The following is a 17331-nucleotide window of genomic DNA, read 5'->3' as shown; positions in this document are numbered from 1 at the left end:
GGCCAGACCATGCAAACCAACCTCAGCGAAAGCGCCCGCCGCCTGCCCCGCGCCGACGAAGCCGAAAGCATCCTGCGCGCCTGTGTGCACTGTGGTTTCTGCACCGCCACCTGCCCCACCTACCAGTTGCTGGGTGACGAACTGGATGGCCCGCGCGGCCGTATCTACCTGATCAAGCAGATGCTCGAAGGCGAGCCGGTCAGCGCCAGCACCCAACTGCACCTGGACCGTTGCCTGAGCTGCCGTAACTGCGAGTCCACCTGCCCGTCCGGGGTGCGCTACCACGACCTGCTGGACATTGGCCGCGCCGTGGCCGAGCAGCAGGTGCCGCGACCACTCGGCCAGCGCCTGCTGCGCCAGGGCCTGCGCGCAGTGGTACCACGCCCGGCACTGTTCAAGGCGCTGACCCGCAGCGGTCAGGCCCTGCGAGCGCTGCTACCGGCCACGCTCAAGGGCAAGCTGCCGGCATCGGTGACACCGCCCGGCGAGCGCCCGGCGCCGCGCCATGCACGCCGGTTACTGATGCTCGAAGGCTGCGTGCAGGCGGCGTTCTCGCCCAATACCAACGCCGCTGCCACGCGCCTGCTCGACCGGCTGGGGATCAGTGTGCAGCCGATCCGCCAGGCCGGCTGCTGTGGCGCCGTGGACTACCACCTCAACGCCCAGGCGCAGGGCCTGCAGCGTGCAAGGCGCAACATCGACGCCTGGTGGCCCGCCATCGAGGCGGGTGCCGAAGCCATCGTGCAAACGGCCAGTGGCTGCGGCGCGTTCGTGCGCGACTACGGCCATCTGCTGGCAAAGGACCGCCAGTACGCAGCCAAGGCGGCGCGCGTCAGCGCGCTGGCCCGCGACCTGGTGGAGGTGCTGGCTGCCGAGCCCGTCGAGCAGTTGGGCCTGTGCGCTGAACAGCGCCTGGCCTTTCACTGCCCCTGCACCCTGCAACATGCCCTGAAACTGGGCGGGGCGGTGGAGGCATTGCTGACCCGCCTGGGCTTCACCCTGACCGCCGTGCCCGATGGCCACCTGTGTTGCGGGTCGGCGGGCACCTATTCGCTGACCCAGCCGGACCTGGCCCTGCAACTGCGCGACAACCGCCTGAACGCGCTGGAAAGCGGCAAGCCGCACATCATCGCTACGGCCAACATCGGCTGCCAGACCCACCTCGCCGGTGCAGGGCGCACCCCCGTCAGGCACTGGGTGGAAATCGTCGAAGCCGCCTTGCGGCCGGAGAACGCCCATGCATAGCAAACCCGTGATCGGCCTGGCCGAGGTGACCCGTGTACTTGAGGCTGCGCGCCAGCATGCGTTGGCCGAACAGTGGCCTGTGACCATCGTGGTGGTCGACGACGGCGGGCACCCTCTGGCCCTGCAGCGTCTGGATGGGTGTGCGCCAGCCGGTGCCTACATTGCCATGGAAAAGGCCCGCACCTCGGCGCTGGGGCGCAAGGAAACCCGGGACTACGAAGACATGGTCAATCGCGGGCGCACCGCGTTCGTCACCGCACCGCTGCTGACCTGCCTGGAGGGCGGTGTACCGCTGCAGGTGCAGGGCCAGGTGGTGGGTGCCATTGGCGTGTCGGGGGTCAAGCCCGACCAGGACGCACAAGTGGCCAAGGCGGGCGCAGCAGCCTTGTGAAGGCTGCACAGAGGGTTGCCACTCGGGCAGACTCAGAATTCCCCTACAAAATGTTCAGACGCGTCTTACTTGCCGGCTCAGCGTTGAGAAAACAAGATCGGCGCAGCATGACCAGCCAGGGGAAACGCCGCATGCACCCGTACGCACGCTCCATTGCCGAACTGCGCAGCAGCCTGCGCGAAATGCTCGCCCATGACATCAGCAACCCTGATGACGACCCGCACCTGTCAGGGGTGATGTTCTTCTGCGCTACAGACGAACAGACCCGTTTGCTGATCGAGCGCATCGAGCTGCTGGCCAGCGAGGTGCTTTTCGACCCGAACGGGCGCGCCATTGCCGAGCACATGCGCGCGGCGGCAATCGACGGCGTATGCATCAAACGCAACCGCAAGGCAGCCACAGACGAAACCCAGATACGCATTGCGCTGGCGGGCAAAGGCTACATCACCATCAGCACCGCCCGGCTCTGACAGCCGTAGCGCAAGGCTCGCGGCCCGGCGCACACGGCGCAGCCAATCCGCTATCCTGTGGGCACCCCCGCTCCGGACCGTTCCATGGAACTGCACATTCGCCTGGATGGCCGCAAAGGCCTCACCGATCAGCTTTACCAGCAATTGCGCGCTGGCATCGACAGTGGCCACCTGGCAGCTGGCACCCAGCTGCCGCCCACCCGTCTGTTGGCCGAACAACTGGGTGTGTCGCGCAAGACGGTAGCCGAAGCCTACTCACGCCTGACCTATGACAACCTGCTCAGCGGTGTGGTGGGCCGTGGTACATTCGTGACTCCGCGCCAGCCGCTGCGCAGCAGCGAACCTGCCGCCATCCCCCTGGCCGCCAGCGCATCGCTCGAACGCTGGCAAGCGCGCGCCACGGTGCTCAGCCAACGCCAGGCGCAGGCCCCTTCACGCTACGATTTCATCGGCGGCGTATCGAGCAAGGCCCAATTCCCCTTCGACCAGTGGCGCAGTTGCCTGAACTACGCCCTGCGGCGCAGCCAGCGCCACCCCGAACGGCATTTTACGGCCCAGGGTTTGCCTGAACTACGCCAGGCCATCGCCCACCACATCGCCTACACCCGTGGCGTGCACTGCAGCGCAGCCGACCTGCTCGTGTGCAACGGCGCCCAGCAGGCCCTGGACCTGATCGCCCGCGTGCTGGTCGAGCCAGGTTGCCAGGTGGCCATGGAAGACCCCGGTTACCCACCGGCACGGCAGCTGTTCCTGGCCCTGGGCGCGCGGCTGCAGTCGGTACCGGTCGACGACCAGGGCCTGTGCGTCGAGCACATCGCCGACGGCACCCGGCTGATCTACGTCACGCCATCGCACCAGTTCCCGCTGGGCATGCCGATGAGCGAGGCGCGCCGGCACGCGCTGCTGGCGCGGGCTGCGCAGTTGGGGGCGCTGATCATCGAAGACGACTACGACTGTGAATTCCGCTACCAGGGGCCCGCTGCGGATGCTTTGCAGCGCCTGGACCGACAGGGGCTGGTGGCCTACGTGGGCACGTTTTCCAAGACCCTTTTGCCTGAGCTACGCCTGGGCTACGCCGTGCTGCCGCCTGCCGTACTGCAGGCCGCCTGTGTGGCCAAGCACCTCAGTGACTGGCACAGCCCGAGCTTGCTGCAGTGGGCCTTGGCGCGCTTCCTTGCCGAGGGCCACCTGCACAAGCACATCCGCCGTTGCCATGAGGTCTACAGCACGCGCCGCGAACGCATTCTGGCGCGCCTGCAGGGCGACCTGGCCCCTTGGTTCAGCGCGGTTCCGGCCAGCGCCGGCTTTCATCTGAGCGCGTTGGCCAGACCAGGGGTCGACGTGGAATTGCTGGCCAACCTGGCGCGCAAGGTCGAGGTCGGCCTGTACCCACTGGCGCCGTTCTTCAGCGAAGCGCCTGCGCGGCAGGGCTTGCTGATGGGTTTCGGTGCCATTGAACTGCTGGATATCGACCCCGCACTGGATCGCGTGCGCGACACCCTGCAGCACCTCAACTGACCGGTGCCGCCTTGCCGGTTGCCGGGCGGGCGATGGCGGCCGAGTAACCGCGCGGGTTGAAAAACGTGGTGACCCACAGCATGGCCAGCACGGTGACCGTCAACAGTGTCCACGACGCCTGGAAGTCACCACTGATATCCCGCAGCCAACCGGTGATGTAGGGCACGACCCCGGTAATGATGAAGCCGATGCCCTGCACAAATGCCGCCAGGCTGCCCGCCTCGGCTGGCGTTTGCAAATGCTCCAGGGTCAGCGTAAGGCACTGGCTGAAGCAAGCGCCCAGGCCGAAACCGATCAGCGCCACCCACAGCCCCGCGGCCACGGTGGGGGCCAGTAGCAGGCCGAGAAAGCCGACCAGCTGGATTGCCAGCGCCAGCCACAAACCGGGGCGCCGGTCAGCATAGCGCCGCAGCAACAGCGGCAAGCCGAGCGCGCCGGCCACCTGGAAAATGGTCATCAGGCCCACCAGGTCGGCGCCACCCTGGGCGCTGCCGCCGTGCTCGGTGTGGTAGGCCGGCAACCACGCAACCATGCTGGTGTAACCGCCATTGATCAAGCCGAAGTACAGGGCCAGCAACCAGGCCCGGCGCGTGCCGAACCAGTGCCCACCGGATGCCCCTGCCAGCTTCGCTGTGCCATGGCGTGGCCGCAGCACGGCCCAGGCCAGCAACGCCAGCACGGCCGGCACCGCCCACAGGCCCAGGCCGGCCTGCCAGTGGCCGAAGTGCGCACTGATGTGCGGGCCCAGCACTGCCGCCAGGCCACCGCCACTCATCAGCGCCGCCGAATACAGGCCCATGGCCGCCGCCAGGCGGCGGGGGAACCAGCGGTTCACCAGCCCCGGCATCATGCCCTGTACCACCGCTACGCCCAGGCCAGCGACCACCGCACTGGCGATCAATGCCCAGGCACTGTCCAGTTGCAGGCGCCACAGGCAAGCCATGGCAATCGCCGCCAGGCCGCCCAGCATACCGCCGTGCTCGCTGAGCCAGCGCCGCAGCCACGGCTGCAGCAACGGCACCAGGCCCATGCAGAGCACCGGCAAAGCGGTCAGCAGGGCGGCCTGCTGGTAGCCCAGCCCGGTAGTGGCGCGCATGGGCTCGAGCAAGGGGCCGATACTGGTCAGGATCGGCCGCAGGTTCAGGGCCAACAAAATCACCAGCAACAGGTTCAGCGCAGGTCTCATGGTCGTTCGTTTCTCTTCGTGCAAGATCGACCATTATCCCGGCTTGGCTGGCTGCGCAGAAATGAAGAGATTGGATGCCTGTCAGTGGCCAGCTGAATGGACATTGGCCCCCTGCGCAAGCGTGCAATTGGCTATCGGGGTGGCCAATCAACGGCGCTACAGTAGCGCCATCACCCCCCACATCCGCATTGGAGACAGCCATGCACAACCGTATCGAATGGGCCAAGCACGCGCCCGAAGCCTACAAAGCCATGGTCGGCCTGGAACAGGCGCTGGCCAGGTGCGGCCTGGAAAACTCGCTGCTGGAACTGGTGCGCCTGCGCGCCTCGCAGATCAACGGCTGCGCCTATTGCGTCAACCTGCATGCCAACGATGCGCGCAAGGCCGGTGAGACCGAGGCACGCCTGCAAACACTGTGCGTGTGGCAGGAAACCGCGTACTTCACCCCGCGTGAACGGGCAGCACTGGCCTGGCTCGAGAGCCTTACCCGCCTGCCTGAACGGGGTGCGCCGCAGGGCGAATACGAAGCCCTGCTGCAGCACTTCGAGCCGGCCGAAGTGGTCAACCTGACCTTGGCGATCGCCACCATCAATGCCTGGAACCGCTTCGGGGTGGGCTTCGCCATGGTGCCGGCGGGCTGAGTGTTGGCGCGGTGGCACCCGCGCAAGGGTCGGCACTGGCCAAGATCAGCGCCCGGCCAACCGCGCGCGGTAGCTACCGGGGCTCTGCCCGGTCCATTTCTTGAACGCCCGGTGGAACGCGCTGGGCTCCTGAAAGCCGGCCTGCTCGGCGATCTCGGCAATGCTCAGCACGCCTTCGCGCAAGCGCTCGAAAGCCATCGCCCGGCGTACCTCGTCCTTGATCTGCTGGTAGGAGCGCCCCTCGCGCTCCAACTGCCGGCGGAAGGTGCTGGCACTGATACCCTGCTGCTGTGCCAGCGACGCCAACGTGGGCCACTGCCCATAGCCACGCGCCCGTAAATGCCGGTACACCTCGGCCACCAGGCCGTTCTGGTTGCGAAAGCGAATGACCAGCCCCTGCGGCGCGCTGCGCAGGAAGGTTTTCAGCGCCGCCACGTCCTGGACCACCGGCCGGCGCAGGCAGGCACTGTCGAACTCCACCTCGGTACGCCCGCTGCCCAGGCGCAGGTCCGGCCCCCACAACAGCAGGTCATCCTCCTGGGCTGGGCGGGCCACTGCCAGTTCGGTCCGGTCAATCGCCACCCTGCGCCCGCCCAGCCAGCACAGCAGGCCGACCATCAGCACCAGGTAGGTTTCCTCGGCGTATACCCGGGTCAACGGGTCGGCGATGCTCGACTGCACGCTGATCAGCGCCCGGCTACCGCGCACGGTCAGGCTGCCGCGCAGATCGTGCAGGAACAGGCCAAAGCCTGCCAGGCACTGGCGTAGAGCCTTTTCCAGGTTGGGTTCCAGGATCAGGCCCCGACAGATCAGGGCGAAACTGCCCAACGGCATGCCATGGCTGTCGAGGCGGAAGAACTCATCGTCCAGGCGCCGGATCATTGCCAGCCATAGCTCGGCGAAGGCCCGGGCCGGCACCCGCGCCTGCGGTTGGTCGAGCAGGTGCGGGTCGATGCCCACCGCACGCAAATGCGCGTCACGCTCGGCGGGGCAATCGTGCAGGGCATGCAGCATGGCGTTGAGGAAGTACACGGCGACCGAATCGCTATCGCGCATGGCGGTGTTCGCTGTCTATGCTGAGTGGCAAAAAGTGCCAGGTTGTTTGAACAGTTCCGGCATAGGCTGCAACAGAGCCTTTGCCTAGACTCGGACCCACTTCGGGACCTCGCCGGCCATTCTCGCAGAGCCTGGCCCAGTCCCGCCATGCCTATGCAATCGGAGCCTCTATGAGCAGCGCAGAAATCTACGTCGTCAGTGCCGTCCGTTCAGCCATCGGTGGCTTTGGCGGCTCCCTCAAGGACCTGCCGCTGGCCGACCTGGCCAGCGCCATCACCCGCGCCGCCATCGAGCGCTCGGGGCTGGCCGCCGAACAGATCGGTCACGTGGTAATGGGCACGGTGATCCCTACCGAACCCCGTGATGCCTACCTGGCGCGGGTTGCAGCCATGAACGCCGGCATCCCCAAGGAAACGCCGGCGTTCAATGTCAACCGCCTGTGTGGCTCGGGCCTGCAGGCCATTGTTTCGGCGGCCCAAGGGCTGCTGCTGGGCGACACCGACGTGGCCATTGCCGCTGGCGCCGAGTCCATGAGCCGCGGCCCTTACCTGCTGCCACAGGCACGCTGGGGCGCGCGCATGGGTGACCTGCAAGGCATCGACTACACCGTCGGGGTACTGCACGACCCCTTCCAGCACTTCCACATGGGCATTACCGCCGAGAACGTCTCGGCCAGCCAGGGCATTACCCGCGAAATGCAGGACGAGCTGGCCCTGACCAGCCAGCGCCGGGCCGCTCGCGCCATTGCCGAGGGCCGCTTCACCAGCCAGATCGTGCCGTTGGAACTCAAAACCCGCAAAGGCAGCGTGCAGTTCAGTGTCGATGAACATGTGCGCGGTGAGGTCACCGCCGAGCAACTGGCCGGCATGAAGCCGGTGTTCAAGAAAGACGGCACCGTGACTGCCGGTAACGCCAGTGGCATCAACGACGGCGCCGCTGGCCTGGTGCTGGCCAGCGGTGACGCGGTGCGGCGCCTGGGCCTCAAGCCACTGGCCCGGCTGGTGGGCTACGCACATGCCGGGGTGGAACCCGAGTTGATGGGCCTGGGGCCGATCCCCGCCACCCGCAAGGTGCTGGAGAAGACCGGCCTGAAGGTGCAAGACCTGGACGTGATCGAGTCCAACGAAGCCTTCGCCGCCCAGGCTTGCGCGGTGGCCCGCGAACTGGGCTTCGACCCGGAAAAGGTCAACCCCAACGGTTCGGGCATTTCCCTGGGCCACCCGGTGGGTGCCACCGGCGCGATCATCGCCACCAAGGCCATCCATGAATTGCAGCGCATTCAGGGGCGCTACGCCCTGGCCACCATGTGCATTGGTGGCGGCCAAGGCATCGCCGTGGTCTTCGAGCGGGTTTGAGGGAACTGAAAGATGAACATTGAACAGATCGCCGTGATCGGCGCCGGCACCATGGGCAACGGCATCGCCCAAGTGTGTGCGGTGGCAGGCTACCAGGTGCTGCTGGTGGACGTGGCCGACGCCGCCCTGGAGCGCGGGGTGGCAACGCTGGGCAAGAACCTCGAGCGCCAGGTCAGCAAAGGGACCCTCGCCGCCGAGCAGGCAGCGGCAGCCAAAACCCGGATCCGCACCAGCACCGACTACGGCCAGCTGGCCACGATGCAGATGGTGATCGAAGCGGCCACGGAGAACCTGCAGCTCAAGCAACGCATCCTGCAGCAGGTGGCAAGCAACGTCGCCGCCGATTGCCTGATCGCGACCAACACCTCGTCGCTGTCGGTGACCCAGTTGGCCGCCAGCATCGAGCACCCCGAGCGCTTCATTGGCGTGCACTTCTTCAACCCGGTGCCGATGATGGCGCTGGTCGAGATCATTCGTGGCCTGCAGACCAGCGACAGTACCTACGCCCAGGCACTGCTGGTGACAGAGAAGCTGGGCAAGACCCCGATCGCTGCTGGCAACCGGCCAGGCTTCGTGGTCAATCGCATCCTGGTGCCGATGATCAACGAAGCGATATTCGTACGCCAGGAAGGCCTGGCCAGCGCGGAGGACATCGACACCGGCATGCGCCTTGGCTGCAACCAGCCGATCGGCCCACTGGCGCTGGCCGACCTGATCGGCCTGGACACCTTGCTGGCGATCATGGAGGCATTCCATGAGGGCTTCAACGACAGCAAGTACCGCCCTGCCCCGCTGCTCAAGGAGATGGTGGCGGCCGGCTGGCTGGGGCGCAAGAGCGGCCGCGGCTTCTTCACCTACTGAGGCCCAGGCGCCATGCCCCCGATCAATGCCGCGATGCGTTGTGCCAATTTCGAAGAGCGACGTGAACAGGCCATGGCGCTGTTTGCCGAAAAAGGCTTTGGCCAGGTCAGCATGCGCGAATTGGCCGCGCATGTCGGGCTGACGGCCGGCTCGCTGTACCACCACTTTCCCAGCAAGCAGGACCTGTTGTTCGACTTGATCGAGGAACTGTACGAGGAGTTGCAGGCCCTGCTGGACCAGGGGCGGCGGGCCATGGCCCGCGGCGCTTCAGCCTTGAATTGCCTGATCGCGGCGCATTGGCAGTTGCATGCCGAACGGCCGCTGCAGTTTCGTTTGGCTGAGCGTGATTTCTGTTGCCTGAGCGAGGCCCAGCAGGCACGCCTGACGCAGTTGCGCGGGCGTTATGAGGCCGGGCTGTTGCGGCTGATCGCACCGCAGGCGAAGCTGCAGGGGCCAGCCTTGGTGGCCACGGCGCAGGTAGTTGCAACGCTGCTGAACCGATTGCCCGGCGCGCTGCAGGCATTGCCTGAAGCGCAAGCGCTGGTGTTGATGGAGAGCATGTTGCTGGGTGGGCTGGAGCGGACCTTGCGTTGATCAGCACCGGCCCGTCAGCGCGCGCCGGTGACAGGGCCTTGACGGGTATCAGCGCAGCAGTGCCTGAATCTGCTCGTGCAAGGTGTCCAGGTCGAACGGCTTGGCCAGGATCGGTGCCTTGCGGGTGATCGGGCTGCCGGACTCGAGGATCTCGGCGGGGTAGCCGCTGATGAAGATCACTTTCAGGTCGGGCCGCAACTTCACCGCCGGCTCGGCGATTTCCACCCCGGAGATCCCGCCCGGCAGGCGGAAGTCGGTCACCATCAGGTCCAGGTGCGGCTTGCTGGCCAGAATGGCGAACGCCTGTTCACCGTCCTCGGCGACCAGCACGTGGTAGCCCTCGCCCGCCAGGTAGTCCCGCAGAATCATGCGTATCGCTGGTTCGTCCTCGACCACCAGCACTACGTCTTGTGCATCTTCACTCATGTTAACGCCTTGAAAATTCTTCCAGTTGGCCATCAGACCCCAGGCTTATGCAGAGGTTGCCCACGCCTGGTCGTTTAGTTGTTCCACTGCAGCCAGGGGCAGTTGCAGGGTGAAGGTCGCACCTTTGCCCACCTCGCTTTGCACCACAATCCGACCGCCATGGGCTTGCACGATCTGGTCGGAAATATACAGGCCCAAGCCCAGGCCACCCGTAGCTTGCTGAGTTGCGACGCGCTCGAACTGCTGAAAGATACGTTGCTGGTTAGCCATGTCGATACCAATGCCATGGTCCTGCACCTGCACGCACGCCAGGCCGTCCTGCTCGTACAGCCTTACCTGCACCGGTTTGCGTTCACCATAACGCAAGGCATTGGACAACAGGTTGGCCAGTACTTGTTCAATCCGAAATTCGTCCCACTCCCCCTGCAGTGGCTGGCAATGCTGCAACTCGATGAACGTATCCAGTGCCGTGGCCTGGGCGGTGAAATTCTCCACCAACCGCTGCACCAGCTCGCTCAGGTCGAACGCTTTGGGCCGCAGCGACAGCTTGCCGGTACGAATGCGCGAAACATCGAGCATGTCTTCGATCAGGCGGATCAGGCTGTTGATCTGCCGCTCGTCGCGCTCGACCATGGCCTGCAGCTTGTCGGCGCTGAACGCCGCCAGGTTGCCCCGCGCCAGGTGCAGCTTGCGCAGTTGGGTTTCCAGGATCAGCCCGTTGAGCGGGGTACGCACCTCGTGGGACACGATCGACATGAAGTCATCGCGCATGCGCACCGCATGCTCCAGCTCACCGCGCGCCGCCTGCAGCTGGCCCAGCAGCACTTCCTGCTCCTGGCGGCTACGCTCCAGCGCCTGCAACTGGCGGTCAAGCACCTTGCGCTGGCGGTAAAGGTCGACGAACACCGACACCTTGCTCTTCACCGCAGCGGTATCCAGCGGTTTGTGCAGGAAGTCCACGGCGCCACTTTCGTAGCCCTTGAAGGCGTAGTTCATTTCACGCCCGGCTGCGGTGACGAAAACGATGGGGATGTGGCGGGTTTTTTCCGTACCGCGCATCAGTTCGGCCAGTTCGAAGCCGTTCATGCCCGGCATCTGCACATCGAGAATGGCCAGCGCGAACTCGTGTTCGAGCAACAGCGACAAGGCGGCTTCGGCAGACTGGGCCTGGTGCACCTCACGGTCCTCGCCCTGTATCAGGGCATCGAGGGCCAACAGGTTCTCTGGCAGGTCGTCGACGATCAGCAGTTTGGCGATAGTGTTGCTTAGCATGCGCTGGGTTCCAGGGCGGCGAGCAACTGCTCGATCCCACTCAAGGTAAGAATATGGTCGGGCTGATGGAGGGCCAGGGCGGCCTCGGGCATCAGCGCCACCTGTGCGTCGCGAGGGTCCTGGACGATGGTCCGGCCGCCGCTGTTCTTGATGTAAGCCAACCCCTGGGCACCGTCTTCATTGGCACCGGTGAGCAGCACGCCAAGCAGGCCGGCACCGTAGGCATCGGCCGCGGAAATGAACAGGTAGTCGATGGCCGGCCGGGAAAAATGCACCGGTGGTTCCTGGCTCAACGACAGGGTGAAGTCGCGTTCTACCGATAAATGATAGCCCGGCCCGGCCACGTAGATCTGGCCAGGGCTCAGCGGTTGCTTGTCACGTGCCTCACACACGGGACGAAGCAGGCGGCGTTGCAGCACCTCGGCCAGTTGGCTGTGGCGGTCATCCGGCAGGTGCAACACACAGACTACCGGAATGGCGAACCCCGACGGCAACCCGCCCAGCACGGTGAACAGCGCGGACACCCCGCCGGCCGAGGCGCCGATCACCACCGCTTGTACGCCCTTCATGATTTGCGATAGATCCGTTCAGGCTTGACCAGCGGCTCGAAACCGTCGCTGTAAGCGGAAAAGTCGACCGACTCCTTGCTGCCCAGCACCAGAAAACCGCGATGGCACAGCGATTCATGGAACAGGCCCAGGGCGCGGTCCTGCAGCTCCTTGTTGAAGTAGATCAGCACATTGCGGCAAGACACCAACTGCGTCTCGGAGAACACGCTGTCGGTGGCCAGGCTATGGTCGGCGAAGGTCACGTTTTCACGCAGGGTGCTGTCCATGATCGCGTTGCCATAGGCTGCCGTGTAGTACTCGGCGAAATCCCGGCGGCCACCGGCGATGCGGTAGTTCTCGGCGTAGTCGAGCATGTTCTGCATCGAGTAGATGCCCTGCTTGGCTTTGTCCAGCGAGTGCGGGTTGATGTCGGTGGCGTAGATGATGGTGCGCTCGAGCAGGCCTTCTTCGCGCAGCAGGATGGCCATCGAATACACCTCCTCGCCCGTGCTGCAGCCGGCGATCCACACCTTGATCGATGGCCAGGTGCGCAACAGCGGCACCACCTCGGTGCGCAGCGCCAGGAAATGGCCCGGGTCGCGGAACATCGCGCTGACCGGAATCGTCAGGTACTGCAGCAACTGCATGAACATGCCAGGGTCGTGCAGCACGCGCTCCTGCAAGGCCGATACCGTCTGGCAACCGAACTGGCGCAGCGCATGCAGGATCCGGCGCTTGATCGAAGCGCCGGAATAATTGCGGAAATCATAGCTGTACTTGAGGTAGATGGCCTCGATCAGCAAGCGGATCTCGATATCGGTGTTACGTTCGCTAGTCAAATTCGCTCCAGTTGCGGCAGCCATACGCGGATCAGCGAGAACAGGCGGTCCAGGTCGATCGGTTTGGCCAGGTAATCGTTGGCGCCGGCCTGCAGGCAACGGTGCTGGTCATCTTTCATGGCCTTGGCAGTCACCGCAATTATCGGCAGCTTGCGCCAGCGCGGTTGCTGGCGGATCAGCCGGGTGGCTTCGAAGCCGTCCATTTCCGGCATCATCACATCCATCAGCACCAGGTCGATGTCGTCATGCTGCTCCAGGCGCTCGATGGCCTCGCGGCCGTTACGGCCGATTTCGACGATCGCGCCCTTGTGCTCCAGTGCACTGGTCAGGGCGAAGATATTGCGCACATCGTCATCTACCAGCAGCACCTTGCGCCCCTCGAACACTTTGTCGCGGCTGCGCGCCGTCTTCAGCATACGCTGACGTTCGTTGGACAACTGCGATTCGACCTTGTGCAGGAACAGCGTCACTTCGTCGAGCAGCCGCTCGGGTGAGCGGGCACCCTTGATGATGATCGAGCGCGAGTACTTGAGCAGGTCGGTTTCTTCTTCGCGGGTCAGGTTGCGGCCGGTATACACGATCACCGGCGGGAAGGCGCGGATATCTTCGGCAGTCATGCGCTTGAGCAGTTCGTTACCGAGCATGTCTGGCAGCTTGAGGTCGATGATCATGCAGTCGTAGATGTTTTCCCGCAGCAGTGCCAAGGCCTCCTGCGCCATGCCTACGGCGGTGATCTCGACGTCGTCGTCACCGATCAGGCGGGCGATGCTTTCGCGCTGCAGGTCGTCATCTTCCACCAGCAGAATGTGCTTGAGCTTCTGCGTCAGCTTGGCCTCCAGGCGCGCGAAGACCTCCTTGAGCTCTTCGCGGCTGGTGGGTTTGACGGCGTAGCCCACTGCCCCCATGTGCATGGCGGCCTCGACACGGTCCTCGACGGAAATGATATGCACCGGAATGTGCCGGGTATCGGCCTGTTCCTTCAGGCGTTGCAGCACGGTCAGGCCGGAATGGTCAGGCAGGCGCATGTCCAGCAGGATCGCATCGGGTATGAACCGGGCGGCCAGCTCGAAACCTTCGTCGGCCGCATGCGCCACCAGGCAGCTGTAACCCAGCTCGTGGGCCAGGTCGAAGAGAATGCGGGCGAAGTTCGGCTCGTCTTCGATCACCAGGATGCAGCGGTTACTGAAAGGCGCCCGGTCACGGTCGTCGGTGAAGGCCAGTTGCGGCAGCTTCGGCGCCTGGGTAGTGGCGAGTTGTGGTACTGGCGGCAGGGTATCGACAGCCGGGCGCAGGCTGAGGGGCTCGACCTCCTGCTCCAGGTTCTCGTAGCGTTCGGGTAATACCAGGCTGAACACACTGCCCTGCCCGGGGCTGCTCTCGACACTGATCTGCCCGCCAAGCAAATGGGCAAGGTCGCGGGAAATCGACAGCCCCAGCCCAGTCCCGCCATACCGGCGGTTGCTGGTGCCATCGACCTGGTGGAACGCACCGAAGATTGCCTGCTGCTGGTCGGCAGCAATGCCGATGCCGCTATCGCGCACGGAAAACACGATGCCGCTGTCCGGCTGGTAGCCGATGTTCAGGCTGACCTGGCCGCGCTCGGTGAACTTGATGGCGTTGGACAGCAGGTTCTTGAGGATCTGCTCCAGTCGCTGGCGGTCGGTGAACAGGGTGGCGGGCACCTGAGCCTGGGCGGTGACCTCGAAGGCCAGCCCCTTTTGCCCGGCCAACGGCTCGAACATGTCGCGCAGGCCTTCGACCAGGCGGTCCAGGTGGGTGGTTTCAGGTCGCACTTCAAGCTTGCCGGCCTCGACCTTGGCGATGTCGAGGATATCGTTGATCAGGTTTAGCAGGTCGTTGCCGGCCGAGTAGATCGACTCGGCGAACTTGACCTGCTCACCGCTGAGGTTGCCTTCAACGTTCTCGGCCAGCAGCTTGGCCAGAATCAGCGAACTGTTCAGCGGCGTGCGCAATTCGTGGGACATGTTGGCGAGGAACTCGGACTTGTACTTGCTCGAACGCAGCAGCTCATCGGCGCGCGCCTGCAGCTCTTCCTGGGCCTGGGTCAGCTCCTCGTTCTTGCGGTCCAGCGCTTCGGTGCGGTCGGACAACTGCTCGTTGGTCTGCTCCAGTTCCGCTTGCTGGGTTTCCAGGTGGGCCTGGGACTCCTTGAGCACGCGGGACTGCTCCTCCAGTTCTTCGTTGGCGGTTTTCAGCTCTTCCTGCTGCACCTGCAATTCTTCGTTCAATTGCTGGGTTTCGGCCAGGACTTCCTGCAAGCGCTGGCGGTAACGGGCGCTTTCGATGGACATACCCAGGTTGCCCTCCACGCGCTGCAACAGTTCGTCGTCACGCGCCTGCAGCGGCCGCAGGAAGCCCAGTTCGAGCACGCCGTTGATCTGCCCGCCGTCGCTGGCCGGCATCAACAGTGCACTGCGCGGCAAGCCCTTGCCCAGGCCGGAGCTGAGCTGGAAGTAGTCTTGCGGCAGGTCGTCCAGGCGCAGCAGCCGCCCTTCACGCACGGCCTGGGCCAGCAGGCCCTCACCATCACCCAGTACCTGCTCGCGCGCCTGCTCTTCGGCATCCAGACCATAGCAGGCAACGCGTACCAGGCGGCCATGCTCGTCGCGCACGTACAACGCCCCGACCACACTGCCCAGGTAAGAGGCAAAGAACCGCAGAATGTTGTCGCCGAGCATGTTCAGGGTCAGCTGCCCAAGCACTTGTTGAGCCAGCTGGGTCTGGCCGTTGCGCAGCCAGGCCTGGTGCTCCAGGCGCTCGGCAGAACGTTGCTGGGCCTTGAGGTTGTCGTCGTAACTGCTGGACAACGCCAACAGATCGCGGCGCCCCAGGTACGCCAGCAAGGCGCTGAGGCCAACGATCAGCAGCACGAACGCCGAAATGGAGGTGACGGTGACGGTGCTGACCTTCTCGTTGCGTGCCATGCGCAACTGCTGCTCGGTGGCAATAAGGTCGGCGAATTCCTTGCGAATCTCGTCTGTCAGGCGCTTGCCGCGGCCGTTACCGATCAGCTCCCGGTAGGGGCCGTCATTGCGGCGCAGGGTGATCATGCCGCTGCCGAAGTCATTCCAGGCTTGCTGCAAGGCGATCAGCCGGTCGATACGGTCAACTTGCTGCGGGTTGTCCTCGACCATGCCTTTCAGGCCCTGCAAGCTGCTGAGAATGCGCGGCTTGGCCACCTCATAGGGGTCGAGGAAGCGCTCGTCACCCGTCAGCAGAAAGCCGCGCATGCCGGTTTCCATGTCGATCGACAGCTTCACCGCTTCGTTGGCATTGCCAATGACCCGGTCGGTGTGCTCGACCCATTGCATCGCCGAGAGCAGGTAGTTGATCACCGCAACGAAGGCCACGGCTCCCAGCAGGCCCACACCCAGAGGAAGGCCTATATTGCGGCTCAACAACTTGCGGAAGCTGCGCTGGTCCATCGAGGCTGCTTGAATCATGAGAAAACGCCCGAGCAAGAAAATCCATGAAAAAGAGTGGCGGAACAATCGTTATGGTTATGTGCCGCTGCGCCGTGCCGACAAGCGAAGTCTAACCAGCTTTGACGGCTCTGGCAGGGCATTTAGCCAGTATTTGAAAGTGCTGTGTGCCAATCGTTCCATCTGATTGCAAGTATCGGTATCCTCGGGAACTTCTGCTGTCGCCTTGTGCACAGATCATAGACATTCAATTGCACAGGACCCGAACCATGCACCTTTTGGTAGTCGAAGACGACGACATCGTACGTATGCTGATGGTCGAAGTGCTCGATGAGTTGGGCTACTCGGTGATCGAGGCGGAACATGCCACCGCGGCGCTCAAGGTGTTGGAAGACCCGAACCAGCCGTTGGCGCTGATGATGACGGATGTGGGCCTGCCGGACATGCGCGGCGAGGCGCTGGCAGCCAAGGCACGCGAGCTGCGGCCACTGTTGCCGGTGCTGTTCGCCAGTGGCTACGCCGAAAACATTAATGTGCCGGAGGGCATGCACATGATCGGCAAGCCGTTCAGCATCGACCAGCTGCGCGACAAGGTGACGGCTATTCTCGCCCCTGCCTGAAATCGGCGGCGCCCGCTTGACCAGCGCGCAGGCAGCGCAGGGGCCGAAAATACGGTGCCCGTTACAGCTCCCTGCGCAACAGGTAGGTGTCCATGATCCACCCTTTGCGCGCCCTTTCCCGCGCACGCACTTCAAGAATCTGCGCCTTCACCGCCTGCAGCGGCCCGGCGATCAGCCGTTCGTCAGCCGTGCCCAGGTAAGCGCCCCAGTAAATCGTCAAGGCCGGGTCATCGATAGCTGCGAACGCGCACTGCCCATCGAGCATCACCACCACATTGTCGATACTCCCCTGCCCGGCCAGACGCCGACCAGGTAGCACGGTCAGCGGTTCGCCAATGCGGTTGAGCGCAACCCGGTGGCGCGCCGCCAGTGCCTGCACGCTGCTGATGCCCGGAATGACCTGCAGGTGCAGGGCGCCAACTCGCTCGCAGACCAGGTCGAGGATGCGCAAGGTGCTGTCATAGAGCGTGGGCTCGCCCCACAGCAGAAAGGCGCCGGTTTCGCCGTCGCCGAGTTCCTGTTCGATCAGTTGCGCATACAGCGCTGCACGTTGTACGTGCCAGTCCTGTACCGCCTGCACATACGCGTCGGCCTGCCCATCGCGCAGCGGGTCGGCGACCTGAACCAGCCGATAGCCGCCCTCGGGCCGGTACCGCTGCAGGATGGCCTTGCGCAGCTGCACCAGCTCGTTCTTGACGCTGCCCTTGTCGAGCACGAAGAACACGTGGGCCTGGCGCAACCCGTCGACGGCTTCGTACGTGACCTGGCGTGGGTCCCCCGGGCCGATGCCGATCAACAACAGCTGTTTCATTGTGCTGCCCTCCGGTGCTGTTCAGCAGCCATTGTCGGGCGCCAGCAGGCCGCTG

Annotated in this window: 18 protein-coding genes; 10 read left to right on the top strand and 8 right to left on the bottom strand. The window is 64.5% G+C overall.

The window, feature by feature from the left end; genetic code table 11:
• Positions 1 to 9 precede the first annotated feature (9 nt).
• The 4 genes from glcF to APH30_RS03980 all read left to right on the top strand — a co-directional run bounded on the left by glcF (position 10) and on the right by APH30_RS03980 (position 3624).
• On the top strand, positions 10 to 1245 hold the full coding sequence (gene glcF / locus APH30_RS03995; protein ID WP_054905077.1) for a glycolate oxidase subunit GlcF: 1236 nt from the start codon (positions 10 to 12) through the stop codon (positions 1243 to 1245).
• Positions 1238 to 1636, top strand: coding sequence for a heme-binding protein (locus APH30_RS03990; RefSeq protein ID WP_054911741.1), 399 nt, complete (start codon positions 1238 to 1240; stop codon positions 1634 to 1636). The genes glcF and APH30_RS03990 overlap by 8 nt, the downstream gene beginning before the upstream one ends.
• A gap of 131 nt (positions 1637 to 1767) precedes the next feature.
• On the top strand, positions 1768 to 2106 hold the full coding sequence (locus APH30_RS03985) for a hypothetical protein (RefSeq protein ID WP_033691133.1): 339 nt from the start codon (positions 1768 to 1770) through the stop codon (positions 2104 to 2106).
• 84 nt (positions 2107 to 2190) lie between these two features.
• Positions 2191 to 3624, top strand: coding sequence for a PLP-dependent aminotransferase family protein (locus APH30_RS03980; RefSeq protein ID WP_054911740.1), 1434 nt, complete (start codon positions 2191 to 2193; stop codon positions 3622 to 3624).
• Here APH30_RS03980 and APH30_RS03975 read toward each other — a convergent pair.
• Positions 3617 to 4810, bottom strand: a complete 1194-nt coding sequence (locus tag APH30_RS03975) for a CynX/NimT family MFS transporter (protein WP_054911739.1) — start codon at positions 4808 to 4810, stop codon at positions 3617 to 3619. The genes APH30_RS03980 and APH30_RS03975 overlap by 8 nt on opposite strands.
• A gap of 200 nt (positions 4811 to 5010) precedes the next feature.
• On the opposite strand from APH30_RS03975, the gene APH30_RS03970 reads away from it, so the two are divergent.
• Entirely contained in the window at positions 5011 to 5451 is a 441-nt protein-coding gene (locus tag APH30_RS03970) for a carboxymuconolactone decarboxylase family protein (RefSeq protein ID WP_029887041.1), read from the top strand.
• A gap of 45 nt (positions 5452 to 5496) precedes the next feature.
• Here the strand turns inward: APH30_RS03970 and APH30_RS03965 are convergent, their stop codons facing one another.
• Complete coding sequence (locus tag APH30_RS03965; RefSeq protein WP_054911738.1) at positions 5497 to 6507, bottom strand: AraC family transcriptional regulator; 1011 nt, start codon at positions 6505 to 6507, stop codon at positions 5497 to 5499.
• Positions 6508 to 6677: 170 nt separating this feature from the next.
• Here APH30_RS03965 and APH30_RS03960 point away from each other — a divergent pair, with 170 nt between their 5' ends.
• The 3 genes from APH30_RS03960 to APH30_RS03950 are packed head-to-tail and all read left to right on the top strand — an operon-like array spanning position 6678 to position 9317.
• Complete coding sequence (locus APH30_RS03960) at positions 6678 to 7862, top strand: acetyl-CoA C-acyltransferase family protein (RefSeq protein WP_029887040.1); 1185 nt, start codon at positions 6678 to 6680, stop codon at positions 7860 to 7862.
• Between the two features lie 12 nt (positions 7863 to 7874).
• The gene (locus APH30_RS03955) at positions 7875 to 8723 is read left to right on the top strand and encodes a 3-hydroxybutyryl-CoA dehydrogenase (protein ID WP_054911737.1); all 849 of its coding nucleotides are present in this window, start codon (positions 7875 to 7877) and stop codon (positions 8721 to 8723) included.
• 12 nt (positions 8724 to 8735) lie between these two features.
• Positions 8736 to 9317 carry a TetR/AcrR family transcriptional regulator gene (locus tag APH30_RS03950; RefSeq protein ID WP_009686482.1) on the top strand — a complete coding sequence of 194 codons (582 nt, stop codon included), beginning with the start codon at positions 8736 to 8738 and terminating at the stop codon, positions 9315 to 9317.
• A 48-nt stretch (positions 9318 to 9365) separates the two neighbouring features.
• Here the strand turns inward: APH30_RS03950 and APH30_RS03945 are convergent, their stop codons facing one another.
• From APH30_RS03945 to APH30_RS03925, 5 genes are read right to left on the bottom strand one after another with little or no spacing between them, the layout of a single operon-like run.
• The gene (locus APH30_RS03945; RefSeq protein ID WP_009686481.1) at positions 9366 to 9743 is read right to left on the bottom strand and encodes a response regulator; all 378 of its coding nucleotides are present in this window, start codon (positions 9741 to 9743) and stop codon (positions 9366 to 9368) included.
• Between the two features lie 45 nt (positions 9744 to 9788).
• Positions 9789 to 11015, bottom strand: coding sequence for a hybrid sensor histidine kinase/response regulator (locus tag APH30_RS03940; RefSeq protein ID WP_054905071.1), 1227 nt, complete (start codon positions 11013 to 11015; stop codon positions 9789 to 9791).
• Complete coding sequence (locus APH30_RS03935) at positions 11009 to 11584, bottom strand: chemotaxis protein CheB (RefSeq protein WP_009686479.1); 576 nt, start codon at positions 11582 to 11584, stop codon at positions 11009 to 11011. The genes APH30_RS03940 and APH30_RS03935 overlap by 7 nt, the downstream gene beginning before the upstream one ends.
• On the bottom strand, positions 11581 to 12402 hold the full coding sequence (locus tag APH30_RS03930) for a protein-glutamate O-methyltransferase CheR (RefSeq protein ID WP_009686478.1): 822 nt from the start codon (positions 12400 to 12402) through the stop codon (positions 11581 to 11583). The genes APH30_RS03935 and APH30_RS03930 overlap by 4 nt, the downstream gene beginning before the upstream one ends.
• Complete coding sequence (locus tag APH30_RS03925; RefSeq protein ID WP_054911736.1) at positions 12399 to 15866, bottom strand: response regulator; 3468 nt, start codon at positions 15864 to 15866, stop codon at positions 12399 to 12401. Before APH30_RS03925 ends, APH30_RS03930 begins: the two co-directional genes overlap by 4 nt.
• Between APH30_RS03925 and APH30_RS28595 the strand changes: the two genes are divergently transcribed.
• Positions 15865 to 16032 (top strand): hypothetical protein, encoded by a 168-nt coding sequence (locus APH30_RS28595; RefSeq protein WP_156326363.1) that lies wholly within the window; start codon positions 15865 to 15867, stop codon positions 16030 to 16032. The two genes, APH30_RS03925 and APH30_RS28595, sit on opposite strands and share 2 nt — an antisense overlap.
• A gap of 82 nt (positions 16033 to 16114) precedes the next feature.
• Positions 16115 to 16465 carry a response regulator gene (locus APH30_RS03920; protein ID WP_054911735.1) on the top strand — a complete coding sequence of 117 codons (351 nt, stop codon included), beginning with the start codon at positions 16115 to 16117 and terminating at the stop codon, positions 16463 to 16465.
• A gap of 61 nt (positions 16466 to 16526) precedes the next feature.
• Here the strand turns inward: APH30_RS03920 and cobF are convergent, their stop codons facing one another.
• Positions 16527 to 17276, bottom strand: coding sequence for a precorrin-6A synthase (deacetylating) (gene cobF, locus APH30_RS03915; RefSeq protein ID WP_054911734.1), 750 nt, complete (start codon positions 17274 to 17276; stop codon positions 16527 to 16529).
• Positions 17277 to 17331 lie beyond the last annotated feature (55 nt).

Source organism: Pseudomonas sp. NBRC 111127 (genome assembly GCF_001320345.1).
Lineage (GTDB): Bacteria > Pseudomonadota > Gammaproteobacteria > Pseudomonadales > Pseudomonadaceae > Aquipseudomonas > Aquipseudomonas juntendi.
The sequence above is the reverse complement of the archived record's forward strand: the minus strand, read 5'-3'. Positions and strand labels throughout refer to the sequence as shown.

Bases quoted from the DNA above. Each gene is read 5' to 3' on its own strand.
- APH30_RS28595 (WP_156326363.1), top strand. From the start codon at position 15,865: ATGAGAAAACGCCCGAGCAAGAAAATCCATGAAAAAGAGTGGCGGAAC.
- APH30_RS03970 (WP_029887041.1), top strand. From the start codon at position 5,011: ATGCACAACCGTATCGAATGGGCCAAGCACGCGCCCGAAGCCTACAAA.
- APH30_RS03955 (WP_054911737.1), top strand. From the start codon at position 7,875: ATGAACATTGAACAGATCGCCGTGATCGGCGCCGGCACCATGGGCAAC.
- cobF (WP_054911734.1), bottom strand. From the start codon at position 17,276: ATGAAACAGCTGTTGTTGATCGGCATCGGCCCGGGGGACCCACGCCAG.
- APH30_RS03940 (WP_054905071.1), bottom strand. From the start codon at position 11,015: ATGCTAAGCAACACTATCGCCAAACTGCTGATCGTCGACGACCTGCCA.
- APH30_RS03990 (WP_054911741.1), top strand. From the start codon at position 1,238: ATGCATAGCAAACCCGTGATCGGCCTGGCCGAGGTGACCCGTGTACTT.
- APH30_RS03920 (WP_054911735.1), top strand. From the start codon at position 16,115: ATGCACCTTTTGGTAGTCGAAGACGACGACATCGTACGTATGCTGATG.
- APH30_RS03985 (WP_033691133.1), top strand. From the start codon at position 1,768: ATGCACCCGTACGCACGCTCCATTGCCGAACTGCGCAGCAGCCTGCGC.
- APH30_RS03975 (WP_054911739.1), bottom strand. From the start codon at position 4,810: ATGAGACCTGCGCTGAACCTGTTGCTGGTGATTTTGTTGGCCCTGAAC.
- APH30_RS03945 (WP_009686481.1), bottom strand. From the start codon at position 9,743: ATGAGTGAAGATGCACAAGACGTAGTGCTGGTGGTCGAGGACGAACCA.
- APH30_RS03960 (WP_029887040.1), top strand. From the start codon at position 6,678: ATGAGCAGCGCAGAAATCTACGTCGTCAGTGCCGTCCGTTCAGCCATC.
- APH30_RS03935 (WP_009686479.1), bottom strand. From the start codon at position 11,584: ATGAAGGGCGTACAAGCGGTGGTGATCGGCGCCTCGGCCGGCGGGGTG.
- APH30_RS03980 (WP_054911740.1), top strand. From the start codon at position 2,191: ATGGAACTGCACATTCGCCTGGATGGCCGCAAAGGCCTCACCGATCAG.
- APH30_RS03965 (WP_054911738.1), bottom strand. From the start codon at position 6,507: ATGCGCGATAGCGATTCGGTCGCCGTGTACTTCCTCAACGCCATGCTG.
- APH30_RS03925 (WP_054911736.1), bottom strand. From the start codon at position 15,866: ATGATTCAAGCAGCCTCGATGGACCAGCGCAGCTTCCGCAAGTTGTTG.
- APH30_RS03950 (WP_009686482.1), top strand. From the start codon at position 8,736: ATGCCCCCGATCAATGCCGCGATGCGTTGTGCCAATTTCGAAGAGCGA.
- glcF (WP_054905077.1), top strand. From the start codon at position 10: ATGCAAACCAACCTCAGCGAAAGCGCCCGCCGCCTGCCCCGCGCCGAC.